Genomic DNA, 25,399 nt, shown 5'->3' with positions numbered 1-25,399 from the left:
CGGGCCGTTTCGTCCAGTCTCCTGGCAGGATGCGAAAAAACCTGCGACACCCGCTTTAAGGAGTGCGCGCCAGTGCCCGCTGTCAGACAGCGCGGAGCCGTCTCTATGGCGTCGGCCGTGTGCCGTACCCCGTCGAGATGTGCTGACGCCCCGCCCTGTTGACGTCGAGAGTGGGCATCCGTCTCACTGCATTACTCCACGTCACTCCACCGTTTGCGATGCTGCTTCACGCACTCCAGGTCGATGGTGTGCTGAGGATGCGTATTCAGGGTGCCCACCTCCTCGCCGGCCCGGATGACGCTGAGATCGTCGTTAAGGACGATGGCACCGGCATCCAACATCACATGACAGTTTGGGCAGAGGCAGAGCACATTGCCAGCTGTGTCCGGACCGTTGTGCGGACTTTCCAAAGCCTGAATGTGCGCGCCTTCGCTATAGCTCCCGCCGGGCACCTCGATACGCACACTGCAGATCTGGCATTGATTATCGTGCCATTCCTTGACCTGGCGATGTGTGGAATTGCTATGAACGATTCGCTGAACAGTAGCGGCGACTCGTTCGGGCTGACCGATACCTTCCAATTTTTTCCGCGCGGTTACGCGTTTAGTCTTGGGCTCGACCAAATCGTCAAGGTCGCCCTGTTGTTGCATCTTCGGTAGCGGAGTGCCCTCGCATGCTTCTAGCCGAAACTGCCAAATCAAGAATCCATCGAGGCTGGTCTTGCTGCCGTAGCTGGTCACACGGTAGAGGCCGTCGTACCGGTAGCCCTTACTGGGTGCATAGGGCGACGTGCTCTGCCAGCCGCGGATAACCCGGACCGGCAGCCCTTCGAGGTAACTGGTCACCAGGGCTGCGTTGCCGGAGTCATCCAGGGATTGATCTCTGATCTGGTTTCCAGCCTGGTCCTGTCCGCCGTGACCGGTGTAGATGATGACATCACCGTGGTCCTCGTCGTCTTTGTAGCCGCCGGAGAGAACGATGGACTCTGCGCCGGTCTTTCTGGTTCCACAGATTCCGGCTTGTAGCGGGCGATGCACCCCCGCATCGTGTGCCTGACGACGCGTGCTGAATTGGTGCCCGGGCTGAATATTCGCCAGCGGCGCGTCGACTTGGCGGCTCTTGGTCAGCATCAAGCTTCCCGCGGCATTAATCGCGCGTCGCTGAGGGCGAGGAAGCCCACGCTTAAGGAGGCGAAAATCCACCTCACGGAAAATCTCATCCAGCGTGAGTGATTGTTTGTATTCTTCATCCTCGAATGGCTCTATGCATTCTTCGCTACGCAACGCCCTTAGCAGGGCATCGGTGAAGGCTGTATATTTCGCGCCCGCCGGTGCGTAGGAGGTGGCATTCGCCGTCGTCGAGGTCATCGTGTAGGTGCCAGCGATGTCGATCTGCCCGGTTATCGTTCCGTTGGGATCCGACATTGCCTCGACCGCGCGACCTGAGAAACAGCAGTCCAAAATGAGTACCCGAATTGCTGCCGGGCTGGCTGCCAGCTCCTCCCGGAGAAAGTCGAAAGGGAGTGCTGTCCAGCGCAATTGATCGGGCTTCGTGGAGGACAGGGAGAGGTACAATCTGCCGCGCACATCGACCAGCCCATGCCCGCTGTAGTACACAAAGAGCACGTCCGTGGCTTCCGAGCTTTGCGCGAGGGCTTGGCCGATCTCTGAGGTCGCTGCGGGATCTCTGAGAAGTGTGCAGTGCTCGGCACTGAGGGATCCGGTGGTTGAGCTGGTGAGCACCGAACGAAGGCCCTCTAGGTTGTCTGAAACGGCCGGTATGGACGGCAACCCACCCGCCTCCGAGAACGTGCTGGCGCCGATCAGCACGGCTCGCGAACGGGCCGGATCGGGGAAACGGGTCACGACCCTTCCTCCGCACGCAATATTCGCTCTATGTCTCTCGCTAGTGCTTGGGCGTCGACCCGTTTGGCGTCAACTTCAACACTCCGCCCATCGCGTGCAGTTACTGTCAACTTGACATCCGAACGACGCTGCGAGATCCATGCGGTCAATGAGCGCGTCAACGCCACTCCGATCCCGCCGGAGCCAAGAAATACGGTAAGTGCATCGACTAGCCCGCCCATCTCGCCGGAGCCAACCGGCGCGTGTTCCAGCCGGACCCGCCCGCGCAAGGCATCGTCCCACTGCAACCAAGCCAGCAGGGAGCGCAGTTCGTCAGCTCCGTTGTCAGTACGGATCCACAGCAGTTGAGAGTCTGGATTCACCACAGACGTATCTTGCCGGGTATGAATTGAATGCGCATCAGCTTGCAGGTAGACCGCCCGAAATGCGCGGCGTTAGTGACTCTAAGTCGTTACGTGTATGCGATCTGTATTTCCAGGCGTAGAGGTTAGGTAGGTCTAGGGGGCTTCGACGCCCCCCGGCTAGCCGGCTTGGCGTCGACGGGTGACCCCGGCGGTCAGTGACTGCCCGCACCGCCGCCAACCCTGAACCCAAAGGCCACCTAGCGACATCGCTAGGTGGCCTCTTTGCTGGTGCCCCCGGCAGGATTCGAACCTGCGACACCCGCTTTAGGAGAGCGGTGCTCTATCCCCTGAGCTACGGAGGCGGGGATCGGGGTGAGCCGATCCGGCGATAAGCGTAGCGGATGGTGGGTGGCGGGTGGGGGTGTTGGGGTGGTCAGCCGATGTGCCAGCTGAGGGTGCCGTCGGCGGTGGTGAGGGCGGCGAGGAGGAGCAGGTCGGCGGCGCCGAGGGTGAGGCCCAGGAGGGCGCGGCCGCGGCGGGTGGTGCCGCGGGTGAGGGCGAGGGTGCCGAGGACCAGTGCGCAGGGGCCCAGGACGATGTTGAGGACCAGAGTGCCGAGCAGGCCCAGGACGAAGGAGGCGATGGCCATGCCGTCGGCCTGGGGGCGGGGGGCGGGCTTCGCTGTGCGCGCCGTGGTTGCCGGGCTGGTGGTGAGCGTGGTCATCGGGCGGTCTCCTCGGTGCGGTGGCGGCGTTCGCGGAGGTAGAAGACGAGCAGCCAGGCGGCGATGACCGCGGCCGCGACGAGGGTGACCGGGACGGGGAGGTGCGCCGCGGTGCCCAGCGCGATCCCCATCAGGAGGAGGGCTGCGACGAGGAAGAGCATGGTCTGCCTTTCCGGCTTTCCGGGGCCGGTTCCGGTGCGGGGCCCGGTGAGGGTCCGTTGGCGGAGTGCGGCCGGAAGAAGTGTGAGAGAAGTTTGAGAGGACAGTTGTTCACTGACTTCTTCAGTGTACGACCGTGGGTGGATGGATTGGTTCGGAGAACGGTTGTTTACTGGATGACATGAGTCACAGTGTGGGCGGAGTCCGTCAGGCGCAGAAGCAGAAAACCCGTCAGGCGCTGCTGGACGCGGCGCTCGGGCTGCTGGAGGAGCAGAGTCTGAGCAGCCTGGGGCTGCGTGAGGTGACCCGGGTGGTGGGCATCGCGCCGACCGCGTTCTACCGGCACTTCCGGGATCTGGGGGAGCTGGGCGTCGCGCTCGTCGAGGAGGCGCTGGGCAGCTTGCACGCGATGGTGCGCGCGATCCTGGCCGAACAGGACGCGGCGGAGGAGCGGATAGACCGGACGGTCGCGGTCGTCGAGCGGCATGTGCGGGAGCACCCCGCGCATGTGCGGTTCGTGGCGCGGGAGCGGCGCGGCGGGGTGCGGGCGGTGCGGCACGCCATCGCCGGGGAGCTGGACCGGTTCGTCGCGGAGGTCGCCGCGGCGCTCAAGTCCCAGCCGCTGTCGGACGGTTGGCGGGACGAGGACGTGCGGATGCTGGCCGAGCTGTACGTCGACCGGCTGGTGACCACCGCCGGGGAGCTGCTCGACGCCCGGGAGGACGGGGACGAGGAGGCGGCCGAGCGGGTGGTGTGGCGCGCCCGGCGGCAGCTGCGGCTGATCAGTATCGGCCGCCGGCACTGGGGAGAAGAGGGAAGCTGATGGGCAGTGGGGTGCGGGCCGGGGTGGTGCGGACACGGTAGGTGCCGTCGGCGTTCTCGGTGAGGACGGTGACGCTGACGCCGCTGATGCGGTCGGTGAAGGTCTCGCCGGGCCGGAAGGTGGCGTCGGTCAGGTCCGGGTCGACGTAGCGGTCGTCGGTGTAGCAGCCGTCGCTGTGCGGGGTGCCGTCGATGACGCGGATCGGGGCGCGTCCCGAGGGGACGTTGGTGGCCACGCGGTAGACGAGGACGCCGGGGCGGCAGACGATCGGGTCCAGCAGGCCGCTGGCCCGGGCCTCGACGACGAACGCGCTGTGCGGCCCGGTCGGGATCACCACGATCTTGGTGCCGCCGGGGGTGGAGATCGGTGTGAGGACGTGCTCGGAGGGCGCTCCGCCGGCCGGTGCGCAGTGCACCTGGCCGGGGGTCAGCCAGCCCATCTTCCACTTGTGCCAGCCCATGAAGTCGTTGGTCGGCCCCCAGTCCTCGTCCATCGGGTCCCAGTGGCCCACCGGGGTGGAGCCGCTCCGCTCGTCCGTGTAGTAGAGGTCGGGCAGGCCGAAGGAGTGCGCGTTCTCGTGGTTGAGGACCCGGAAGGCGCTCAGGCCCGTCTGCCGGCTCCAGATGAACGAGACGTTCCGGAACGGCGCCCCGCGGGCGGTCTTCAGCCCCAGGTCGGAGCCGCTGAAGGTGACCGACAGGACCGAGTCGGTGGCGGCCGGCCCCGCGTTGGGGGCCGCGATGACGTTGACGACGTCGTAGTCCCGGAAGTCCACGAACGGTTCCACGGCGTGCACCAGCTCCTGGGAGAGCGCGTGGTAGCCGCGGCCCGAGGACGGATCGAAGCTGGCGTCGCGGGTGATGCCGTACGCCGCCAGCGGGTGCGCCATGCGGATCCAGCGGAAGAGGGGCTTGGGGACGTACGTCAGCCTGCCGTACGAGCTGGTGCGGAAGTAGTCCGTCACGGCCGGGAAGAACTCGGCGAAACGGGCCATGGGGGAGAGGCCGGCGGGGGCGTCCGGGAAGTCCACGAAGAGGGTGAGGGCCCGCACGGTGCCGGAGCCGTGCGCGAAGCCGGCGGGGGTCGGGGCGGCTTCGGAGACGTCGTCGGTGATGCCGTGGAGCGCGCAGGGACCGTTGGGGGACGTCTCGGTGGGTGTACGGGGGGCGCCGGGGCGGACCACGGTGGGCTTCGCGGCACCGGCGGCCCCGATGGGGGGCGGCAGAGGCTTGACGCTGGGAGCCGGCGGTACGGGGGCGAAGGGTGCCGGGGGCGGGGGCGGTGCGGCCGAGGCGTCGGGGGGTGCCGCCAGGGTGGTGGCGGCGGCCGCGCAGGCGGCGGTCGCGGCCAGGGCGGCGCAGATCTTGTGCGTCAGGGTGCGCATGGCTCTGCCTTGAGCGTGCGGGCCCCGGCGGTTCGGGCGGGTGCCTTCTGCCTCATGGTGTTCAGCCTGCGGCGGGGGATGGTCGCCCGCGCGTGGGGGTGCGTCAAATGGAGGGGTGATGTGGTGCGGAGGGATGGCCGCGCCGCGTCGTGCCGTGCCCGCGTCGCCCGCGTGTCACACCTCACATCCCGGCCGGGAAATATCCGGGGAGCGGATCCCCGTTTAGCTCGGTGTCGGGGGAAGCGGGGAGTCGTTCCCCGGTTCCCCGGTTCCGAGGATGTGGTCGGTGCCGGTGCCGCTGTCGGTGCGGATGCCGGTGTCGGCGTCGGCGTCGGCGTCGATGCAGTGAGTGACGTGATGAGCGGCGTGATGAGTGGCGTGACGAGTGACGAAGGGAGTGGGCCGACGTGACCGGAGTGGCGCGGGTGAAGAGTGAGCAGCCGCGGCTGCGGGCCGACGCGGTGCGCAACCGGGAGCGCATCATCGCTGCCGCGCGGGAGACGATGGTCGAGTTCGGCGCCGAGGTGTCGTTCGATGAAATCGCTCGACGCGCGGGCGTCGGTAATGCGACGCTTTATCGTCACTTCACGGATCGCCACGAGTTGATCCACCACGTCACGCTCTCTGTCATGTCCCGTATAGCGGACCGTGCGGAGCGCGCCCTCGCCGAGGAGCCGGATGCCTTCACTGCGCTGCGGCGCTTCGTCCACGACGCGGTGGAGGAGCGGATCGGCGCACTGTGCCCGCTGCTCTCCGACGGCATCGACCCGGCCCACCCCGATCTGCTCGCAGCGCGCGAGCGCCTGGACGCGGCCGTGCTGGCCGTCATGGGCGCCGCGCGCGACAGCGGCCGGCTGCGCACCGACATCGCCGTCGGTGACCTGATGGTCGCGCTCACCCAGCTCACCCGCCCGCTGCCGGGCAGCGGCTGTCTCGACTTCGACAAGTTCGTGCACCGGCATCTGCAGCTGTTCCTGGACGGCCTGCAGGCCCCTGCCCGGTCCGAACTTCCCGGCTCCGCCGTCACGTTGGAGGACCTGAGGCGCCGCTGATCACGGGCCGCGGCGGTCGGTGAGGGGGCGGGGCCACTGCGGGGCGCTCACGGCGTCTGCGGTGTCTACGTCGCTCCGCGTCGGCCGTGTCGTCCGCGTCCGCCGTAGCTTCCGGGCCGGCCATGGCTTCCGCGCTGTCCCGTGCCGTCCCGCGTCGCCCCAGATCGCTTCAGATCGCTCCAGAACCTTCCAGCCCCCCAACCCTGCCAGCCCCCAGCCCCGCCAGACCTTCCAGATATTTCCCGTTTCCAGAACCTCTGCCACGTTCCGTTACGCACCACTAGGTGGACCTCGTCATGTCTGAAACCGCCCCGTCCGTCGATCCGCGGCGCTGGAAAGCGCTGATATTCATCGCCCTCGCGCAGCTGATGGTCGTCCTCGACTCGACGATCGTGAACATCGCGCTGCCCTCCGCCCAGAAGGCCCTGGACATCAGCGACGCCAACCGCCAGTGGGTCATCACGGCCTATGCGCTGGCCTTCGGCGGACTGCTGCTGTTCGGCGGCCGGCTCGCCGACCTCTGGGGCCGGCGCCGGACCTTCCTCATCGGCCTGGTCGGCTTCGCGCTGGCCTCCGCGCTCGGCGGTGCAGCGGCCGACGAAGCGATGCTGCTGGGCGCGCGGGCGCTGCAGGGCGTCTTCGGCGCGCTGCTGGCGCCGTCCGCGCTGTCGCTGCTGGCGGTGACGTTCACGGAGGCCCGGGAGCGGGCCAAGGCGTTCGGCATCTTCGGCGCGATCGCCGGTGGCGGTGCCGCCCTCGGGCTGCTCCTCGGCGGTGTGCTGACCGAGTACCTGGATTGGCGCTGGACGTTCTTCGTCAACATCCCGATCGCCGTGATCGCCGCGGCCGGTGCCGTACTGGTCGTCCGCGAGCCCGCCGAGGGCCGCAACCGTTCCCGGCTGGACGTCCCCGGCGTCGTCCTGGCGTCGCTCGGCCTGGTCTCGCTGGTCTACGCCTTCACCCGAGCCGAGTCGGACGGCTGGCTGGCCGGGGTGACGCTGGGGCTGTTCGCCGCGGCCGCCGTGCTGCTGCTGGCGTTCGTCCTGGTCGAGTCCAAGGTGGCGTCGCCGCTGCTGCCGCTGCGGGTGGTCGCCGAGCGGAATCGCGCCGGTGTCTACGCCTCCCTCGGCCTGGCCGTGATCGGCATGTTCGGCCTCTTCCTGTTCCTGACCTACTACCTCCAGATCGTGAAGGGCTACACGCCGGTGGCGACCGGCCTGGCCTTCCTGCCGATGGTCGCGGGCATGATCACCGGTTCGACGCAGATCGGCGCCCGGCTGATGACCCGGGTCCGGCCGCGGCTGCTGATGGCGCCCGGCTTCGCGCTCGCCGCGCTCGGCATGGTGGTGCTGTCCCAGATCGACCTGGACACCTCCTACCCGGCGCTGATCCTGCCCGGCTTCGTCCTGATGGGCCTGGGAATGGGCACCGCGTTCATGCCGGCCATGTCGCTGGCCACGCACGGGGTCCAGCCGCGTGACGCGGGCGTCGCCTCCGCGATGGTCAACACCTCGCAGCAGGTCGGCGGCGCGATCGGCACCGCCCTGCTGAACACCATCGCGGCCAGCGCCACCACCGCCTACGCCACCGCGCACGCGGCCGGTGCGCGCTCGGCGGACCTGCTCAAGCTCCAGTCGATGGTGCACGGCTACGCCTCCGCCATCTGGTGGGCGGTGGGCATCCTGGCCCTGGCGGCGGTGATCGCCTTCACGCTCGTCAACACCGGGCGGCCGGACGCGGGTTCGCCGTCGGCCTCGTCGGACGGTGGCGCGAGCGCCGACGCCGAGGACGGCGCGCAGATTCCGGTGATGGTGCACTGAGGTCACTGAGGTCAGTGGGGTCAGTGGGGTCGGCGTCGGTGCACTGAGGCCGGAGCCGGAGCCGGAGCCGGAGCCGGAGCCGGGGGCGGTGTCGGTCTGGGCCGGTGGGAGTGTGCCGGTGGCCGGATGGGCGGACGGCCACCGGGGCGGCCGCGGTGCCCCGGTGCGTCGGCCTCCCTTCGCTCCGCTGAGCGTCAGCGCGTCAGCGGAGCCAGGGGAGGTCGGCGCCCTGCGGTTGGAGGCCGTCGGCGATCACACAGCAGATCTCGTCGAGTTGGCCGATCTGCTCGGGGGTGAGGCGGTCGAAGATCGCGGCCCGGACGGCGTTGACGTGTCCGGGCGCGGCCTTCTCCAGGACCCGCAGCCCCTCGTCCGTGAGGTAGGCATTCTGGCCCCGCTTGTCGGACGGGCAGTTCTCGCGCCGGACCCAGCCGTTCTTCTCCAGACGGGCGACGGCGTGCGAGAGGCGGGACCGGGTGATCTTGGCGTTCTGAGCCAGCTCGGTCATCCGCATCCGGCGCCGCGGTGCGCGGGAGAGCTGGACGAGCAGGCCGTAGTAGACGTGCGGCATCCCGGCGTCGCGCTGTAGCTGGCGGTCGAGGTGGTCCTCCAGGAGCGTGGTGGCGTGGAGGTACGCCTGCCAGGCGTGCTGCTCCTCGTCATCGAGCCAGCGCGGCTCGGTCGTCGCGGGTTCGTTGCTCATGCCATCCACTCTCTCACCGCCTCGAGAGTTATTGAACATTTAACAATGGGGGTCCGACGGGGAGCCGCCCTCCGGCCGGGGGTGGTCCCGCGGCCGGAGGGTCTTCGCTGTGCGGGGGTCCGGAGGTGGTGGCGGCCCCGGATCGGGCGCAGAAGGTGACGCCGCGCGGGGAGGCGGGCGCCGTCGCGGAAGAGCGGAGCAGTGGTGCGGAACGGTGGTGCGGAGCAGTGATGCGGAACGCTGGTGCGGAACAGTGGTAACGCCAGTGTGACGCCGCCAAGCCGTTATGTCGGTAATGTCGGCGCCATTTCTCGGTCAGATCGCTGTGCCCGGCTGCCGGCGTCCCGGGCCCCGGAGGCCCCCCGGTCGCCCCCGGGCCGACGCGCGGGCGACGCACCGGAGGACGCAGCGGCCCCCGCTCCCGATCGGCCGGTCAGTCCTCTCCCAGCGCGATCAGCTCCAGGGAGCGGAGCGCGGACCGCAGGGCGCGGTCGTCGTCGCCGTCGGTGGCCCAGGAAGCCACGTCGAGGGCGGTGTCGGTCAGCTTGATCACATGCGCGTCGCCGTGCGCGGCGGCCCGTTCGAAGACCTCCTCCGGCGTGAGCGGACCCGTGGTGAGCTCCGGCAGCGGTGTGTCGGGGCTGTAGACGGAGGCGAGGGCGGCGCTCGCCGTCCAGGCGACGCCGAGCGACGGCACCCACAGTTCGCGGGGGAGCGCCGGGAGGGTGCGCAGAACGGCGTTCGGGGCGGTGGCCGCGTGGACCAGCATGACGCCGTTGCCGTGGCCGTAGTCGAGATAGTGGTGGGTGGCGGCCCGTACCAGCGCGGCGAGCTGCTCGCGGGCCTCGTCGGGGTTCTGCGGCGCGCGCAGCGACTCGGCCGCGGCCAGCCAACCCTCCGTGCCGGGCAGCTGGGCCAGCCCGTCGATGACCGTCGGCTGCTCGTTGGGGACGCGTGGGAGGGCGGCCAGTGCGTCGGCGGGGGCGGTGGTGCCGCTGGGGCGCACGGACATCGGCAGGGTGGCGTGACGCGCCGCCCAGTAGCCGAGGGCGTGCGCCAACTCCGCGATCCGCGGCTCCTCTTCGCCCTGCTCCATGAGGGTGCGCACGGCGTGGCCGACGCGGATCACCGGGTGGGTGGCGGCGCCCGCGATGCCGGGCAGCAGCCGCGGCCACCACTCCACGAGCACCTCGCGCCAGGGGCGTTCGGCCACCTGGCGGGTCATGTACGCGGTCCAGTCGGTGACCCGGCGCGGATCGCCCAGCGCCTCCTGCCAGTTGGCGTCGGTGATCGTCGTCCGGCTGCTCGGTACGTCCTCCAGGCGGGTGGCGTAGTCGTCGAGCCAGCGGTGCACGGTCGCCGCCTGGCCGTGCCGGATCAGGGCCTCGACGGCCATCGGGGCGTGGTTGCTGAGGTATCCGTTGAACTCGGGGCCGGTGGTGTGGAGGCGTTCCAGGGCTTCGTCGAGGGTGCCGCTCGTCGTATCCATGCCCCGAGGCTAGGTACGCGCTCAGGGGCCGGGTAACGGACCGCGGGCGGATCCTGAACGGGCCTGTGGGACTACGGCGGTGGTCCTACCGGCCGGGGGCGGTTGCCGGGTGGTCGCGGGCCCGGAGGCGGGCGTACGGGCGCGGCTGTGGGACGTGCGCAGGGGCGTGCGGCGGGACGCGCGACGGGACGCGCGGTGGGCGTGCGGCGGGGCGTTGTCAGTGGCGGGTGGCACGCTGAAGTCGAGGGATTCGGAGGGTGGTTGGACGGAGCCACGGAGTCACGAAACCGCAGAACCGCAGAACCGCAGAACCGCGGAACCGCGGAGTCACGGATTCACGGAACCAAGGAATCGGAATACCGGACAGGAGGTGTCGGATATGGGCGGGAGCCTGGTCGCCATGACGAGCGACAGTGCGCATCGGAACGGGTGCAGGGACGGGCAGGAGAACGGGTGCGGGAACGGGCCTGACGGCGGGCGCGGGAACGGCGCGGCCGGGTGGGCCGCAGTGGAGGCGGCGGTACCGGAGTTCGCGGCGGCGGTGCGGGCGCGGTTCGGGGCGTATCGGCATCACGTCCTGGCCACGTTGCGCAAGGACGGCGCGCCGCGGCTGAGCGGACTGGAGGCGGATTTCCGGTACGGCGAGCTATGGCTGGGCGTGATGATCGACTCGCGCAAGGCGCTGGATCTACGGCGGGACCCACGGTTCGCCCTGCACGCCAACCCGGGCGGCGGGACGGACCTGGCCGACAGCGATGTACGGGTCGCCGGCCGGGCGGTCGAGGTGACCGACCCCGGACCGAAGGCGCGGTACGCGGCGGCGGTGAAGCCACCGGAGCCGTTCCACCTCTACCGGGCGCTGCTGACGGAGGTGGTGCGGACGTCCACCGAGCCGCCGTTCATCAAGCTGGAGATATGGCGGCCGGGCCGGCCCCTGCGGACGATACGACGGACGTCGGACGGGGCCCCGCCGAAGTATCCGGAGGCCCTGGAGGAGCGGGAGTAGCCGGGGGCGGGAGTGGTGGGGCGCAGGAGGCCCCGCCGCGCCCTCCCACCCCGTCCGGGCAATCGACCGTGCGGGGCGTGGGAGCGGCAGTGGCCGTCGTCCGGGCGCGGTGCGCGGTACGAGGCGTGTCGCCTCCGTGCGCGGCGCGCGGCATGCCGGTTCAGCGCCCATGCCCGTGCCCGTGCCGCTGCCGGCGTCAGTGCGCGGCGTGCGGAACGTGGGGCCGTCGGGCCGTGTGTGCCTGGCGGGGGCGGTGCAGGCCGTGGGGCTCGCGGTCGCGGTGGGTGCGGAAGACGTAGAGCGAGGCGATGAACATCACCCCGAACATCATCAGTCCCCAGATCGTCGACTTCAGGACCGAGGGGGTGCTGCCGCCGAGGGAGTAGAGCCAGCCCATCGACGCGCCGAAGAGCGCGCCGTACGCCAGGGCCCGTGTCTCGGTGATCATCGTCGCCTGGAAGTGCACCAGCGTCACCCCCAGTACCCCGGTGACCACCGCCGCGATCAGCCCGAGGAGCGCGGCCTGGCCGCCCTTGGCGCCGTTGGTGTGGTCCATCCAGATCGTGTAGCAGCCGAAACAGAGCGCCGCGACGATCGGGAGCACCAGGGCGGGCCGCATACGGGGGCCGGCCGCCTCGGGGGCGGTGCGCTCCACGGGGCCGGAGAGTGTTGCGCCGTGTTCCGGCTCGACGGTGCCGTGCGAGCGGGCGGCCCGGGCCTCGGGCCGCCGTTCCCCGCCGGTGCGCGGGTCGCGGTGCGCGTGCGGGTCCATGACGGGCTCCTCTCGTTCGCCCTTTCCTGTCCAGGCGACACCCGGGTGTGGGCGGCGTCAACTGGATCAGCGCGTGCCCCGACGGGATCGGCCATGCCCGACGCGATCAGCCCGTACCCCGTCGGGATCGGCCCGGGCTCCTCCCGTCATCGCCCCGGGCCCTCCCGTCGGTGCTGTCGCAGGTCCTTGTCCTTGTCGGTGCTACCGCAGGTCCTTCTGGTACCAGGCGACGTCCCAGTAGCGGTCGAACTTCCGGCCCACCTCCGTGAACGTGCCGATGTGACGGAAGCCGAAGCGCGCGTGGAGGCGGACGGACGCCTCGTTGGGCTGGGCGATCCCGGCGTAGGCGCGGTGCACGTCCTCCTCGGCGAGCGCCGCGAAGAGCGCAGAGTAGAGCAGCGTGCCGACGCCGCGGCCGGCGGCGTCCGGCGCGCAGTAGACCGTCGTCTCCACGGAGGTCGCATACGCGCCCTTGGGGCGGAACGGGCTACTGGTGACATACCCGAGCAGGTGGTCCTCGGCGTCCCGCGCAACCAGAAGGCGGTGCGGGCCGTCTTTGGGGTGGGAGAGCAACCACGGGCGACGTCGCTCGGAGCTGAAGGGCTCCGTGTCGAATGTGATGGGTGTCTCGCGGACGTAGTGATTGTAAAGATCCGTAAGGGCTGTGAGGTCCGTCTCTGCGCCCGCTCTGACCTGCACGTCCCCCTGCTCAGGTGCCATCTGTCCTCCTTCGTGGCGGCGCAGGGTACTGCATGATCAGAAAAATAGGGGCGCGGCATGGGAATTCTGTCCGGATTCCAGCCGTTGTTTCCTTCGGACGGGTCAGCTGGTCGCCACTGGAAGTCCACAGAGACAGAGCCAGAGGCAGTCACCGACCGATGATCCGCTCCACTGTCCCGCGACCGACTCAGCGCAAAGGGAGCATCCGCATGGCAACCCGTGCCGTCGCCCGTCGTCAGGCCAGCACCACCGGCTCTGGCGAGGCCAACAGCGTTCGCGCAGCAGGCGGAGACATCGCCGACCGCGACCTGGTGGGCATGTATCTCGACGAGATCGCGCGCACGCCACTGCTGGACGCCGCCAAGGAGGTGGAGCTGTCGCAGACCATCGAGGCCGGGGTCTATGCCCAGCAGATCCTGGACGGCGAGATCACCGACACCGACGCCGCCGGCGCGAGCCGCGCGGAGCTCGAAGCGCTCGCCGCCGAGGGTGAGCGGGCCAAGGACGTCTTCATCCGGTCCAACCTCCGCCTGGTCGTCGCCGTGGCCCGCCGGTATCCGCGCTCCGGCCTGCCCCTGCTGGATCTGATCCAGGAGGGCAACGCCGGCCTGGTGCGCGCCGTCGAGAAGTTCGACTACGCCAAGGGCTTCAAGTTCTCGACGTATGCGACGTGGTGGATCCGCCAGGCCATCACGCGTTCCATCGCCGACCAGTCGCGCACGATCCGGCTCCCCGTCCACCTCGTCGAGGAGCTGGGCCGGATCCGTCGGGTCCAGCGCGAGTTCAACCGCGAGAACGGCCGCGACCCGGAGCCCGAGGAGGTGGCCGGCGAGCTGGGTTCCACGGCGGCCCGCGTCACCGACGTCCTGGACTGGGCCCGCGACCCGGTCAGCCTCAACATGTCGGTGGACGACGACGGCGACACCCAGTTCGGCGACCTGCTGGAGGACACCTCCGCCGCCTCTCCCGAGCAGTCCGTGCTCACGCTGCTGCGCAGCGAGGAGCTGGAGGATCTGATCGACCGCCTCGACCAGCGCACCGCGTCGATCATCAAGGCGCGCTACGGCATCGAGGACGGCCGCGAGCGCACGCTGACGGAGGTCGGCAAGCAGCACGGCCTGACCCGTGAGCGGATCCGCCAGATCGAGAAGCACGCACTGCTGGAGCTGAAGCGGATGGCGCGCGACACCGGGTTCGACGCGGCGGCCTGAGCCGCCGCGCCCCCCGGGCGGAGCCGGCCGTGTACGGCAGCCGTACGCGGGCGGGCGAGCCGGGGCGCGCCGTACGGCGGTGAGGCGTGCCGCGAGCGCGCGCGGTGACGTGGCGCGCGGCGGCGTGCCCTGAGCGTGCGGTGCGGGTGCCGGCGTGGGATGTCGGCGGAACGTTGTGGCCGGAATGTTGTGGATGGGGCGAGCCCCGATGCCGTGGTGGCGTCGGGGCTCTTGTGCGTGCGGACGGGCACCCACCGCGACTCGGACGGGCACCCATGGCGACGTAGCCGCTCACGCACAGCTGACCACCCACCGACAGGTGACCACTCACTCCCAGGTAACCACCCACAAATTAGTGGGTACTTGTCCGGAACTGCGCCCCCGCCAAGACTGATCACCAAGAGCTCGACAAGAGACCGGCTCAGGCCGGCAAGAGGTCAGCAAGACCTCGGTCGGACCTCGGCAAGAGATCAGTACGAGAAAGAGGCGGGAGCGCAGTTCCGTTATGGCGGCGGGGAATTCGATGGAGCACTCGGTGGGGAATGCGGCGCGGACGAACGTCAGCGTGCTGGGCCTGGGAGACATGGGTACGGCCCTGGCGGCGGCGCTTCTCGCGGCCGGTCACCGGGTGACGGTGTGGAACCGTACGGCGCGCAAGGCCGACGCGCTGGTGGAAAAGGGCGCCCGGCGTGCGCTCACTCCGGCCGAGGCGATCGCCGCGGGCGAAGTGGTGATCGTCTGCATTCTGGACTACGCCGCCGTCGGCCCGCTGCTGGCCGACGACGGTGCAGGTGAGGCGCTCAAGGGCCGGGTCGTGGTCAATGTGACCAACGGTTCGCCGGCCGAGGCGCGGGAGCTCGCGGAGCGGGTTTCCGGGCTCGGCGCGGATTATCTGGACGGCGGCATCATGGCCGTCCCGGAAATCATCGGGCAGCCGCAGGCATTCGTGCTCTACAGCGGTGCCGAGGTAGCTTTCCGGGCGTATCGCGAGGTGCTGGACGCCTTCGCCCGCAGCGTTTATCTGGGGGCGGACCCGGGCCTGGCGCCGCTCAACGACCTGGCGTTGCTGAGCGGAATGTACGGCATGTTCGGCGGTTTTCTGCACGCGGCCGGCCTGGTGCGTTCGGCGGGCGGCAACGTCGCGGAATTCACCCGGGAACTCCTGGTGCCGTGGCTGCGGGCGATGGCCGACAGCCAACTTCCCGCGATGGCGGAGCAGGCGGACTCCGGGGATTACGGCGCCACCGGTTCCAACCTCGCCATGCAGGTCTCGCACGATGCCATCGGCGACGTCAGCCGGGCGCAGGGCGTCAGTACGGAGCTGTTCGGCCCGCTGTGGGAGCTGATGAAGCGGCGGGTGGCGGACGGCCATGGCGCGGAGAGCGTCGGGGGAGTGCTCGAACTGGTCCACCCCCGCGGCGGCGGGGCGTGAAGCCGGCCCGATAGGCGAGCCCCCTGCCTCCGGCCCCCGTAGGCAGCCCCGGCCCGCAAGCACAAGAGGCGGTGACCGCCCCTCCCGGAAGGAGAAGCGGTCACCGCCTCGTATGCGTCAGCGCCAGCGGGGCCGGCCGTCAGGAGTCGCTGCCCGCCGTCCACGCCGACCACGACATGTTCCAGCCGTTGAGGCCGTTGTCGGGCTGGACGGTCTTGTCCTTGGAGTTCTTCACGATGACCACGTCGCCGATCAGCGAGTTGTCGTAGAACCACTTGGCCGGGGTGTCGCCACCGCCGCCCTTGTTGTCCTCCAGGCCCACACAGCCGTGGCTGGTGCCGGTGCGGCCGAAGATCGACGAGTTGCCCCAGTAGTTGCCGTGTATGAAGGTGCCGGACGACGACAGCCGCATGGCGTGCGGCACGTCCTTGATGTCGTACTCGCCGCCGAAGCCGACCGTCGAGCCGTCCATCCGGGTCTGCTCGAACTTCTCCGAGATCACCATCTGGCCGTTGTAGGTCGGGTGGTCGGGGCTGCCGCCGGAGATCGGGATGGACTTGATGACCTTCCCGTCCTGCTTGACGGTCATGGTCTGGGTGTCCATGTCGACCGTGGAGACCTGCGAGCGCCCGATGGTGAACGACACCGTCTTGGACTGCACGCCGGTGATGCCCGGGCCGCCCTTCACGCCGTCCAGCGCGATCTTCATGGTGACCTTGGAGCCGGCCTTCCAGTAGTCCTCCGGCCGGAAGTCCAGGCGCTGGTTGCCGAACCAGTGGCCGACGACCTTCTGGCCGCTGCTGGAGGTCACCGTGATGTGGGAGCGGACGTCCTTCTGGTTGGTGATCGGCTTGTCGAAGTTGAACGACACCGGCATGCCGACGCCGACCGTCCTGCCGTTGTCGGGCGTGAACGAGCCGATGAAGCTGTGCGCCGACGAGACCGTGGTGAAGGTCGCGTTCTCCGTCGCCGGACGGCCCTTGGCGTCCTTGGCGTTCGCCACGAGCTTGTACTTGGCGCCGCGGTCCAGCTGCGCGCCGGGCTTCCAGGACGTGCCGTCCGGCGATATGGCACCGGCGACGTCCTTGCCGCTGTCGACGGCGGTGAGCTTGACGTCCGTCAACTTGCCGCCGGTGACCTTCACCCCGGTGTCGTTGATGCTGGCGTTGGTGGCGCCGTCCTTCGACGAGACCTGGATCTTGGCGTCGGAGGCGTCCTTGGCGGCCGCGGCGTCCGCTCCGGCCTGCCCGTTCTTGCCGTCGCCCTGGCCCGCCTCGGCGTCGCCGCCGCAGGCCGTCAGCGACAGCGCACCCGCGGCGAGCAGCGCGGTGAGCGCCAGGGCGCGGCGGGTACGGCGGGTGCGACGGGGCGCGGCGGAATCGCGTGACTCGGTCTGAAGCTGCTGGTGGGGGGTGCGGGACGGGGCGGGCGGGGGGTTGTCCAGCGATGTCACGAGCTGCTCCATACAGGGGTGTTGTGATTCCGTGCTGGTAAACAGCACCTACGGGTGGATTTGGTTGCGGGTACGACCACGTTGTGACGAAGGTCACATTCGTGGCGGCAGGGGTCGGTCGCCCGGCCCTGATAGCCAGGTTCGCAGTGCCGTGCCGTCTTCGTCCAGGCCGGGTGGCGCCGTCGGTTGTACCACCGGCGTGCCCGACAGGCGCAGCGGGCTGGCGACTTGGGGGATCCGGTCCGCGCCGACCGGGACGACCGGGTCCAGCCCCAGCCGCGCCGCCAACTCCAGCGCCTCGGAGAGGCTGTTGACCGGGCCGCACGGCACCGACACCGCCGTCAGCCGCTCCGTCCAGCCCCGCGGGGTGTCGGCGGCGAGCCGATCCTCCAGCGCTCTGACCAGGTCTGTGCGGTTCCGCACCCGATCCTGGTTCCGCCGGAACCGTATGTCCTCCGCCAGCTCCGGCACCCCCAGCGCCTCGGCCAGCGCCCGGAACTGACGGTCGTTCCCCACCGCCACGGCCAGCAGCCCGCCCCGGCAGGCGAGCGTCTCGTACGGGGCGATGCTCGGGTGCCGGTTGCCCATCGGCCCCGGGTCCCGGCCGGTCGCCAGGTGGGCGGACACCTGGTTCACCAGCGATCCCAGGAGCGAGGAGAGCAGATTGACCTCCACCGCCTGGCCCGCGCCGGTCCGGTCGCGGTGCCGCAGCGCGGCCAGGATCCCGGTGGCGGCGTCCTTGGCCGTCAGCACGTCCACCAGCGCCACCCCCGCCTTCAGTGGCGTCCCGCCGGGTTCCCCGGTGATGCTCATCAGTCCACCCACCGCCTGCACCACGAAGTCGTAACCGGGCAGCGCGGCGCCCGCGCCGGAGCCGAAACCGGTGATCGTGCAGTGCACCAGCCCCGGGTTGGCGGCCCGTGTGGCGGCCGGGTCCAGGCCGTACTTCGCCAGCGCGCCGGGCCGGAAGTTCTCGATCAGGACGTCCGCCCGGCGCGCCAGCTCCCGGGCCGCCGCCGCGTCCCCGGGGTCCGCGAGGTCCAGCGCCAGGCCCCGTTTGGAGCGGTTGGCGGCGTCGAAGTACGCGGCGGTCCCGTCGGCGGCGAACGGCGGCCCCCAGGAGCGGGTGTCGTCACCGGAGCCCGGCCGCTCGACCTTGATCACGTCGGCGCCGAGGTCGGCGAGTGTGGCGGCGGCGAGCGGACCGGCCAGCACCCGGCTGAAGTCGGCCACGAGGATGCCGTCGAGGGCGCGCGGGGCGGTCCGGTGGTCCTGTTGGGGCACGGGCGTACTCCTCACGTCGCGGACGAGGTGCCGTCATCGTTCGCGACGGCCGGCGGCGGAGGGAAGGTGCCGGGGTGTCCAACGCCGGCCGCGGCAGTGCGCCGGTGCGGCCGGTGGTGCGCCGCCGCCGGCCGGGCCCGGAGGGCTCACATCCGGACCGCGACACACAAGGGACATACGCAAAGGACACACACAAGGGGCACACGTGTGGTGTCGGGAATGCGGGGAAATGTCATAGGAGATGTGTCACTTCGGGATTTGTGGCCCAAGATCCCCTGTTGGAAGGCCAGACGTGTGGTGTCTACTGGACCTAGGTGTTCTGTCCACGGAGATCCGTCAGAAGCGCCCTAGCCCAGCGCCCACTTGTTCGGGAGGAACAGCATGCTCCCCTCCGTTTCGATTCTCCAGCAGATCGGCCTCGGCGTACTGCTGGTCATCGTCGTCCTCTGGGCGGTCGGCCTGATCAGACTGACCCGCCGCGGGCACTACGGCGCCGGCGCACCGTTCTCCTTCCGGAGGCGGCCGCCCCGCGCCCGGATCCGGCTCGACGCCGTACCGCGCCAGACGGGGCCCGGCGGGCCCGCCTCGGAGAACGTCGACCTCACCCCCGCCGAACGGCAGGCGTTCGACGACCTCGTGCGGCAGCTCAGCAGCCGCAGTTGATCCTCCGTCAGCCGGGTGGTGCGCCGGACCTCCGGCGCGCCCGGCTCACCGCACCGGCCCCAGCTTGAGCAGCGCCAGCGCCGCCAGCATCTGCACCGACACCGCCGCCGCCGACTTCCGCGTCGACAGATGGTGCTGACCACGTATGAGCAGCACCGCGAGGAAGTAGCCGAACCCCCAGGTCGTCCATGTCGCGGCCTGTACGAACGTGGAACTCGCCGGCAGCCATGCCGCGATGAGCAGCCGCGGCAGGTCCGTCACCCAGAAGAGCACCACGAACAGGCTCGCCGTCGGCGCGAACCGCCCGTTGCCGCCGAGCGTCCGCGCTATCGCGTGGGTGACCGCCCCCAGCCCCAGACTGGCCAGCAGCAGCACCGCCTCGGCCATCCCGACCAACTGCAGCGCCGCCGTGGGGCCGGCCGCCCACTGGGCGCGGAACGCGTCCACCGACACGATCCCGATCCCGCCGCTGATCAGGCACAGCAGCACCGCCGCACTCCACGCGCTGCGGTCCCGCGCCTCGTCGAAGACGTCCACCGGCCGGTACCAGAGCCCGAATATCAGCCGGTGCCACCACAGCCGCCGGTGCGGCACGGGCTCCCGGCGGGCCGGCGCGGGCGCGGGCGGCGGCTGCACCAACGTGGGCGGCGGCGGGGGCGGCTGGGCACCCGCGGGCGGGGCGGCGCGCCGGCCGCGCCGCGGGGGCGGAGGTGTGGGGGGCGGCGATGCGGACATACGGCCGTTTCTACCACCGGCCGCGCCGGCCCGACGCGCGGGCGTCGGGCAGAACATGAGACCGGTCGCGGCACCCGGATGAGACGCTCGACCGGTGACGCTTCAGACACCGGAGCACGACGAGGCACACGGCGGCGGTCTCGGCAGCCGCCTCAACTGGCTGCGCGCGGCGGTCCTCGGCGCCAACGACGGGGTGGTCTCGACCGCCGGACTCGTCGTCGGCGTCGCCGGCGCCACCGACTCCCGCAGCACCCTGCTGACGGCCGGACTCGCCGGACTGCTGGCCGGCTCGATGTCCATGGCGGCCGGCGAATACGTCTCGGTCTCCACCCAGCGCGACTCCGAGAAGGCCGCACTGGCCCTGGAGAAGCGCGAATTGGCCACCGAACCGCAGGCCGAACTCCTGGAACTGACCGCACTTCTGGAGGGCAAGGGCCTCAGCGGCGAACTGGCGCGGGAAGTGGCCGAGCAGCTGACGGCCCATGACGCGCTGCGCGCCCACGCCGAGGTGGAGCTCGGCATCGACCCCGACGAGCTCACCAACCCCTGGCACGCCGCGGGCGCCAGCTTCCTCGCCTTCACCGCGGGCGCGCTGCTCCCGCTCCTGGCGATCGTGCTGCCGCCGGCCGCCCAGCGCCTGTGGATCACCGTCCTGGCGGTCCTCGGGGCGCTGACCCTGTGCGGCTGGACCAGCGCCCGCCTGGGCACCGCCCCCGTCGCCCCGGCGGTCCTGCGCAACGTGGCCGGCGGCGCCCTGGCCATGGCCGTCACCTACGTGGCGGGGACCGTCCTGGGGGCGGTGGGGGCGTAGACCTTTCGTCCCGTCAGAAGCGCCCTAGCCGTCGCGCGGCTCGGTCGCCCCGTACAGCTCGGTGTACGACGGGAAGCGGCCGCCGGGGCCGTCCACCGGGGTGGCGGCGCGGGCGGCCTTGACGATGGCGCGGGCCAGGACGTCGGCGCCGGTGGCCAGGAGGTCGTTCAGGGCGCCCGCTTCCAGGTGGACGGCGAAGACGGGGTTGGCCAGGGCCTCCGCCTCGGCGAGCGGGCGGGCGCCGGTGGCCAGCGTGAAGACCGTGTCGCCGTCGTTGAGGAGGTGGACGGGGCGCAGCGCGCGGGCCAGGCCGTCGTGGGCGGTGCCGGCGAGCTTGTGGGCCTGTGCCCGGGTGAGGACGGCGTCGGTGGCCACCACCGCGAGGGTGGTGTTGAGTGGCGGGTGGACGGAGGCGGCCGACCGGGCCGCGGAGATCTCCCGGGCCTCGGCGAGGCGGCGCCGGGCGGCGGCGTGGACCTCCGGTGCGGGCAGCGGGCCGGGCGCGCCGTAGAGGGCGCCGGTCCGCGGGTCGGCGAAGGAGCCGGCGGAGTTGACGGCGGCCAGTGCGGCGACGGTTATCCCGGAGGGCAGGACGGCGCTGGCGGTGCCCACGGCGCCCTTGAAGCCGCCCGCGACCGCGCCGGTGCCGGCGCCGACGACGCCCTGGCGGACGGGCGCACCGGGCGCCGTCCGGGCGGCCTCCTCGACGGCGGCGCGCCCCAGGGCGGCGTCCGGACGGGCCCGCCAGTCGCCGCCGCGCCCCAGGTCGAAGAGGGCGGCGGCGGGGACGACGGGGACGACCTGGGCCGGGTCAGGGCCGACCCGGAAGCCGCGGCCGTGCTCCTCCAGCCAGCCGACGACACCGGACGCGGCGTCAAGTCCGAACGCCGAGCCGCCGGTCAGCACGACCGCCTCGACACGCTGGACGAGGTTGCGGGGGTCGAGGGCGTCGGTCTCCCGGGTGCCCGGGCCGCCGCCGCGCACGTCGACCGCCGCGACGGCGCCGCCCTCGGGGGCCAGGACGACGGTGGTGCCGGTGAGCCAGCCGCCGCCGATGCGCTGGGCGTGGCCGACCCGCAGGCCGGGGACGTCGGTCAGGGCGTCGTGCGGGCCCGGGGGGTGGGGGGCGTCCCACCCCCCGGGATGCCGCTGGTGCTGCCGCGTGTCGGTCATGGGGCATGCGTACCACGCGGGCCCCGCCCGGTGCGGCCCTGAGCGGCCTAGTGGCCGACCGGGCCCATCACGATGACCGGGTGGAGGGCCGGGTCGAGGGTGCGCAGCAGTGCGCGCATCACGTCGGGCTTGAGGCTGACGCAGCCCTGGGTGGGGCCGTCGTGGTCGACGTGCAGCCAGACGCCGCCGCCCTTGGCGTCGCCCAGGGGCCGCCGGCCGTCCAGTGGGGAGGAGCCGGGGACGCGGTTGTAGTTGATGGCGATGACGTAGTCGAAGGCGCCGGCCAGCGGCTCGCCCTCGACGCCGGTGCCGTGCGCGACGAAGCTGCTGTTGTGGTCGTAGGGGAGCTTGGTGCCCTCGGGTGCGGGCAGCCGGCCGCCGGCGTCGGTCAGGGTGTAGACGCCCTGGGGGGAGCGCAGGTCGCCGTAGCGGTGCTGGGTGGTCCATCCGTGGGCGGCGTTGTGCGCGGACCAGGCGGGCCCGGCCTCCCAGTAGTCCGAGCCCTCCGCGCGGGTGTAGAGGACGACCCGCGAGTCGTACGAGTCGGCGCCCTTGCCGGTGACGACGAGGACCTGGCGGGCGTTGGCCGGTATGCGCTTGCGGGCGGCGTAGCTGAGATCCGGGATGGCGCGCAGTCCGCGGGCGGCGTCCGGCGCGGCCTGATGGGGCGCCGGGGTGTTCGGGCCGGCGACCGTCCGGGCCGCACCGCTCTTGGCGTCCGGCCGGCCGTTGTGGTCGTCGCCCGAAGCCGGCCAGGCCCACAGGGCGGTGCCGACCAGCGTGGAGAGCGCGAGGCCGCCGACGGCCTTGCTGCGCCGGGACAGTCTCCTGCGCGCACGGGACTGGGCGTGGCGGGCTGCCATGTCTGGCGTCTCCTCAGGTACGGACGGGTGGACGGCCCGTGGGCCGCTGCGGGACCGCAGAGCCCCCAGGCATAAAAAGGGCAATCTGCACCCTACCGCGTTCCCGTGGGACCGCTTCCGCGGGCCGTGGTGAACGGTAGAGGGCATGAGGATGACGCCGCACGCCGCGTGGACCTTTGGTAGGGGAATGCGGGGATTGGTCGCGAGCGAGGGCTATGTGACGTGCCGCGGAGGGCGTGGCGGGGTGCCCCAAAGTTGGCCGGAAGGCGACCCAAGTCCGCTCTGTGAAGGGTGAGTTGACGGGAGGGGCCGCCGGGCGTGCCGGGGGCTTTCCGGCCGCTCGGGCGGTTGGTCCGGCGGACGGGCGCGGCGGGTGCGCGTACGGCCGTTCGGCACGCTTACGGGGGACGGCGCGCCGGGCCGGTGCCGCTCACACCCGTAGCCGGGATGGGCCGACCGGCGGCCGCTACTCCTCCTCCAGAGCGGTGCCCTGGCGGGCCGTCAGGGTGACGCCCACCGCCACCGCGGCGGCCGCCACCAGACCCGCCAGCGGGACCGCGACACGCCCGGCGGGCGTACACGCCAGGACCAGAGCGGCGGACACCGGCAGGACCAGTTGCTGGGCGAGCCCGCGCTTCTGGTGGCGGGAGTGGATCAGCCACACCGTGAACAGGTAGAGCGCGCCCGGCACCGTGACACAGGCCGCCGCCCCGTACGCCGGGAGGCGCGTGCCGCCGGCCGACTCCTCCACCGCGATCTCGATCCCCGCGCCGATCGCCGCGGCCGAGCAGAACACCAGGTAGTGGCCGTAGCCCCACAGGAACGCCTGGCGGTTGGAGCGCAGGTGGAGGTGGATGGGGACCGCGAAGTAGATCCAGTACGCCGCGAAGACCAGCAGCAGGCCGCCGGCGGCGATCGGCAGCAGCGTGCCCAGGTCGTGGTGCTCGTCGAGCGCCGACTGCACGGCCACGGTCGCCGCGGCGACCGTCTCGCCCAGCACGATGAGGGTGAACAGGCCGTAGCGCTCGGCGATGTGGTGCGGGTGCCAGCTCGTCCGCCGCCGGCGTTCGGCGAGCATCGGGACCGACAGCTCCAGCAGGCCCATCACGACGAACACCCACGGCGCGTCGCCCGGGGGCAGGAACAGCAGCGCCAGCCAGCCGACCTGGCAGAGCGTCACCCCGAGCGCGTAGTGGAGCGCGGTGCGCCGCTCGACGCCCCGGGCGCCGTGCGCGGCCCGCAGCCACTGGCTGACCAGCGCCAGCCGCATCACCAGATAGCCGAACCACACCACCCGGAAGTCGCCGTCGTCGAAGGCCCGCGGGACGCCCGCGGCGAGGATGAGGACACCGGCGATCTGAACGAGCGTCACCACCCGGTACAGCACGTCGTCGGTGTCGTACGCCGACGAGAACCAGCTGAAGTTGACCCACGCCCACCAGATGGCGAAGAACAGCATCAGATAGCCGACCACGCCGTGCCCCGTATGCCCCTCGGCGAGGGCGTGCACCAGTTGGCGGCCGGCCTGGGCTACCGCCACCACGAAGCACAGGTCGAAGAACAGCTCCAGTGGGGTGGCGGCGCGATGCGCCTCGCCGCGGCTGCGTGCCTGCATCAGAACCGTCACGTCGTCCCAGCCCCTCTCGTCGGCCGCCGGTGGAGTGGCCCTCAGTAGAGCGCGGGGCCGGCGGCGACGGGGGCAACGGGGGCGCGGCGTGTCGGGGGGCCGGGGCGGGCCGGGCGGTCCTAGTCGGCCACCGCCTCCACGATCGAGGCGAAGCCCGGCGTCGGGAGCACCCGCGTCAGCCGGAAGTCGGCGGCCGCCAGCAGCGCCGCGAACTCGTCCGCGTTGCGCTCCCGGCCGTCGAAGACCGTCAGCATGGCGATGTCCATGGTCTTGCCGAAGTGCGGGGCGTTCCCCGGCGGCAGTACGCAGTCGACGACCAGGAGGCGGCAGCCGGGCGCCATCGCCGTACGGCAGCTGCGCAGGATGCGGCGGCAGGCGTCGTCCGGCCAGTCGTGCAGCACGTGTTTGAGGACGTAGAGGTCGCCGCCCTCCGGGACCGCGGTGAAGAAGTCGCCCTCCTGGGTGCGCCAGCGGCCCTTGAGCTCGTCGGCGTCCAGCAGGTGGTGGGCCAGCGGCGGCGCCAGGTCGAAGAGGACGCCGGTCAGCTGCGGGTGGCGGCCCAGCACCGCACGCAGCAGACCGCCGCGGCCGCCGCCCACGTCCACGACGGTGCCGGTCTCGGGGAAGGGATAGACGGCGGCCACCGCGTCGTCCACCGGGGCGGCCAGCGACGCCGTCCCGTCGTCGAAGAGCGTGCGCCTGGCCGGATCCGACTCCAGATGGGCGAAGAGCGGCGCGCCGAAGAGCCGCTCGAAGGCCGCGCCGCCGTGCCGTACCGCCTCGGTCAGGCCGGCGGAGGTCCGCAGGAACAGGTCGTCGGTGAGCATCATGACGGCCGGGTGCAGCGAGTCGGGCACGTCGGTGCGCAACTGCCGGGCGGCCGGCGTCAGTTGGTAGGCGCCCGCGGTGTCCTCGCGGAAGATGCCGCGGGCGGCGAGGTAGCGCAGGACGCGGCGCAGGTGCGGGGCGTGGGTGTCGGTGGCGGCGGCCAGTTGCTCGGGGGTGCGCGGGCCCGCGGTGAGCCGGTCGGCGATGCGGTAGTGGGCGGCGGTGCGCAGCGCGGCGGAGAAGAGATGGCCCATGGCCTGGTCCATGAGGTGGGTCGCGAGATCGGCCGGCTCGTCCGCCGGTCGGATGGGAGAAGTGGCCAACGTCAGCCTCCGGTCGTCGGCTTGGGGATGCGCTGCGCCACGTCGCAGCCATGGTGATCCACGGTTGCAGGCGGGGGCGGTGGTGTCACGGGGGGCCGGGCGCCGACCCGCTGCGTACCGGCCAGCTCAGGACGG

24 protein-coding genes and 1 tRNA gene are annotated in these 25,399 nt (G+C 71.3%); 8 read left to right on the top strand and 17 right to left on the bottom strand.

Annotation, left to right across the window (positions count from 1 at the left end; genetic code table 11):
* Nucleotides 1-191: 191 nt before the first annotated feature.
* The 5 genes from B073_RS43940 to B073_RS47140 all read right to left on the bottom strand — a co-directional run bounded on the left by B073_RS43940 (nucleotide 192) and on the right by B073_RS47140 (nucleotide 3,094).
* Nucleotides 192-1,865, bottom strand: a complete 1,674-nt coding sequence (locus B073_RS43940; protein WP_078508007.1) for a caspase, EACC1-associated type — start codon at nucleotides 1,863-1,865, stop codon at nucleotides 192-194.
* Nucleotides 1,862-2,230 (bottom strand): effector-associated constant component EACC1, encoded by a 369-nt coding sequence (locus tag B073_RS46355; protein WP_158690125.1) that lies wholly within the window; start codon nucleotides 2,228-2,230, stop codon nucleotides 1,862-1,864. Before B073_RS46355 ends, B073_RS43940 begins: the two co-directional genes overlap by 4 nt.
* Before the next feature lie 265 nt (nucleotides 2,231-2,495).
* Nucleotides 2,496-2,571, bottom strand: a tRNA-Arg gene (locus B073_RS0113565).
* Nucleotides 2,572-2,642: 71 nt separating this feature from the next.
* Nucleotides 2,643-2,933 (bottom strand): hypothetical protein, encoded by a 291-nt coding sequence (locus B073_RS0113560; RefSeq protein ID WP_018538642.1) that lies wholly within the window; start codon nucleotides 2,931-2,933, stop codon nucleotides 2,643-2,645.
* Nucleotides 2,930-3,094, bottom strand: coding sequence for a hypothetical protein (locus tag B073_RS47140; RefSeq protein ID WP_018538641.1), 165 nt, complete (start codon nucleotides 3,092-3,094; stop codon nucleotides 2,930-2,932). Before B073_RS47140 ends, B073_RS0113560 begins: the two co-directional genes overlap by 4 nt.
* A 179-nt stretch (nucleotides 3,095-3,273) precedes the next feature.
* On the opposite strand from B073_RS47140, the gene B073_RS0113550 reads away from it, so the two are divergent.
* The gene (locus tag B073_RS0113550) at nucleotides 3,274-3,915 is read left to right on the top strand and encodes a TetR family transcriptional regulator (protein WP_026247346.1); all 642 of its coding nucleotides are present in this window, start codon (nucleotides 3,274-3,276) and stop codon (nucleotides 3,913-3,915) included.
* On the opposite strand, the gene B073_RS39955 is transcribed toward B073_RS0113550, so the two are convergent.
* On the bottom strand, nucleotides 3,875-5,299 hold the full coding sequence (locus B073_RS39955; RefSeq protein WP_018538639.1) for a M6 family metalloprotease domain-containing protein: 1,425 nt from the start codon (nucleotides 5,297-5,299) through the stop codon (nucleotides 3,875-3,877). The genes B073_RS0113550 and B073_RS39955 overlap by 41 nt on opposite strands.
* Nucleotides 5,300-5,706: 407 nt before the next feature.
* On the opposite strand from B073_RS39955, the gene B073_RS0113540 reads away from it, so the two are divergent.
* Nucleotides 5,707-6,351 carry a TetR/AcrR family transcriptional regulator gene (locus tag B073_RS0113540; RefSeq protein WP_018538638.1) on the top strand — a complete coding sequence of 215 codons (645 nt, stop codon included), beginning with the start codon at nucleotides 5,707-5,709 and terminating at the stop codon, nucleotides 6,349-6,351.
* 296 nt (nucleotides 6,352-6,647) lie between these two features.
* Nucleotides 6,648-8,171 carry an MFS transporter gene (locus B073_RS0113535; RefSeq protein ID WP_018538637.1) on the top strand — a complete coding sequence of 508 codons (1,524 nt, stop codon included), beginning with the start codon at nucleotides 6,648-6,650 and terminating at the stop codon, nucleotides 8,169-8,171.
* A 202-nt stretch (nucleotides 8,172-8,373) separates the two neighbouring features.
* On the opposite strand, the gene B073_RS0113530 is transcribed toward B073_RS0113535, so the two are convergent.
* Together B073_RS0113530 and B073_RS0113525 are read right to left on the bottom strand one after the other, a co-directional pair.
* Nucleotides 8,374-8,874, bottom strand: coding sequence for a MarR family winged helix-turn-helix transcriptional regulator (locus tag B073_RS0113530; RefSeq protein ID WP_018538636.1), 501 nt, complete (start codon nucleotides 8,872-8,874; stop codon nucleotides 8,374-8,376).
* Between the two features lie 433 nt (nucleotides 8,875-9,307).
* A complete protein-coding gene (locus B073_RS0113525; RefSeq protein WP_018538635.1) occupies nucleotides 9,308-10,363 on the bottom strand; it encodes a questin oxidase family protein in 1,056 nt (351 codons plus the stop codon).
* 508 nt (nucleotides 10,364-10,871) lie between these two features.
* Here B073_RS0113525 and B073_RS0113520 point away from each other — a divergent pair.
* A complete protein-coding gene (locus B073_RS0113520) occupies nucleotides 10,872-11,369 on the top strand; it encodes a pyridoxamine 5'-phosphate oxidase family protein (protein WP_018538634.1) in 498 nt (165 codons plus the stop codon).
* Nucleotides 11,370-11,565: 196 nt separating this feature from the next.
* Here the strand turns inward: B073_RS0113520 and B073_RS0113515 are convergent, their stop codons facing one another.
* Together B073_RS0113515 and B073_RS0113510 are read right to left on the bottom strand one after the other, a co-directional pair.
* On the bottom strand, nucleotides 11,566-12,141 hold the full coding sequence (locus B073_RS0113515; protein WP_018538633.1) for a hypothetical protein: 576 nt from the start codon (nucleotides 12,139-12,141) through the stop codon (nucleotides 11,566-11,568).
* A gap of 201 nt (nucleotides 12,142-12,342) precedes the next feature.
* Nucleotides 12,343-12,861 (bottom strand): GNAT family N-acetyltransferase, encoded by a 519-nt coding sequence (locus tag B073_RS0113510; RefSeq protein WP_018538632.1) that lies wholly within the window; start codon nucleotides 12,859-12,861, stop codon nucleotides 12,343-12,345.
* 209 nt (nucleotides 12,862-13,070) lie between these two features.
* On the opposite strand from B073_RS0113510, the gene B073_RS0113505 reads away from it, so the two are divergent.
* Nucleotides 13,071-14,072 (top strand): sigma-70 family RNA polymerase sigma factor, encoded by a 1,002-nt coding sequence (locus B073_RS0113505; RefSeq protein ID WP_018538631.1) that lies wholly within the window; start codon nucleotides 13,071-13,073, stop codon nucleotides 14,070-14,072.
* A 523-nt stretch (nucleotides 14,073-14,595) separates the two neighbouring features.
* Nucleotides 14,596-15,504, top strand: coding sequence for an NAD(P)-binding domain-containing protein (locus B073_RS0113500; RefSeq protein ID WP_018538630.1), 909 nt, complete (start codon nucleotides 14,596-14,598; stop codon nucleotides 15,502-15,504).
* Nucleotides 15,505-15,643: 139 nt separating this feature from the next.
* Here the strand turns inward: B073_RS0113500 and B073_RS0113495 are convergent, their stop codons facing one another.
* Together B073_RS0113495 and B073_RS0113490 are read right to left on the bottom strand one after the other, a co-directional pair.
* Entirely contained in the window at nucleotides 15,644-16,969 is a 1,326-nt protein-coding gene (locus tag B073_RS0113495; RefSeq protein ID WP_018538629.1) for a L,D-transpeptidase, read from the bottom strand.
* Between the two features lie 81 nt (nucleotides 16,970-17,050).
* Entirely contained in the window at nucleotides 17,051-18,241 is a 1,191-nt protein-coding gene (locus tag B073_RS0113490; protein ID WP_018538628.1) for a CaiB/BaiF CoA transferase family protein, read from the bottom strand.
* Nucleotides 18,242-18,622: 381 nt separating this feature from the next.
* Here B073_RS0113490 and B073_RS0113485 point away from each other — a divergent pair, with 381 nt between their 5' ends.
* Nucleotides 18,623-18,904: a hypothetical protein gene (locus B073_RS0113485; protein ID WP_018538627.1), complete on the top strand. Its 282-nt coding sequence runs from the start codon at nucleotides 18,623-18,625 to the stop codon at nucleotides 18,902-18,904.
* 45 nt (nucleotides 18,905-18,949) lie between these two features.
* Here the strand turns inward: B073_RS0113485 and B073_RS0113480 are convergent, their stop codons facing one another.
* Nucleotides 18,950-19,639: a YIP1 family protein gene (locus B073_RS0113480; protein WP_234025073.1), complete on the bottom strand. Its 690-nt coding sequence runs from the start codon at nucleotides 19,637-19,639 to the stop codon at nucleotides 18,950-18,952.
* A 94-nt stretch (nucleotides 19,640-19,733) separates the two neighbouring features.
* On the opposite strand from B073_RS0113480, the gene B073_RS0113475 reads away from it, so the two are divergent.
* Entirely contained in the window at nucleotides 19,734-20,450 is a 717-nt protein-coding gene (locus tag B073_RS0113475) for a VIT1/CCC1 transporter family protein (protein ID WP_018538625.1), read from the top strand.
* 24 nt (nucleotides 20,451-20,474) lie between these two features.
* Here B073_RS0113475 and B073_RS0113470 read toward each other — a convergent pair whose 3' ends face one another.
* The 4 genes from B073_RS0113470 to B073_RS0113455 form a co-directional block, all read right to left on the bottom strand.
* Nucleotides 20,475-21,623: a P1 family peptidase gene (locus tag B073_RS0113470; RefSeq protein WP_018538624.1), complete on the bottom strand. Its 1,149-nt coding sequence runs from the start codon at nucleotides 21,621-21,623 to the stop codon at nucleotides 20,475-20,477.
* Between the two features lie 47 nt (nucleotides 21,624-21,670).
* Nucleotides 21,671-22,486 carry a L,D-transpeptidase family protein gene (locus B073_RS0113465; protein WP_018538623.1) on the bottom strand — a complete coding sequence of 272 codons (816 nt, stop codon included), beginning with the start codon at nucleotides 22,484-22,486 and terminating at the stop codon, nucleotides 21,671-21,673.
* Between the two features lie 466 nt (nucleotides 22,487-22,952).
* Complete coding sequence (locus B073_RS0113460; protein WP_018538622.1) at nucleotides 22,953-24,113, bottom strand: low temperature requirement protein A; 1,161 nt, start codon at nucleotides 24,111-24,113, stop codon at nucleotides 22,953-22,955.
* A gap of 119 nt (nucleotides 24,114-24,232) precedes the next feature.
* Nucleotides 24,233-25,264, bottom strand: coding sequence for a methyltransferase (locus B073_RS0113455; protein ID WP_018538621.1), 1,032 nt, complete (start codon nucleotides 25,262-25,264; stop codon nucleotides 24,233-24,235).
* Between the last annotated feature and the right edge of the window lie 135 nt (nucleotides 25,265-25,399).

The sequence above is a fragment of the Streptomyces sp. MspMP-M5 genome, from assembly GCF_000373585.1.
Taxonomy (GTDB): Bacteria; Actinomycetota; Actinomycetes; order Streptomycetales; family Streptomycetaceae; genus Streptomyces.
The sequence above is the reverse complement of the archived record's forward strand: the minus strand, read 5'-3'. Positions and strand labels throughout refer to the sequence as shown.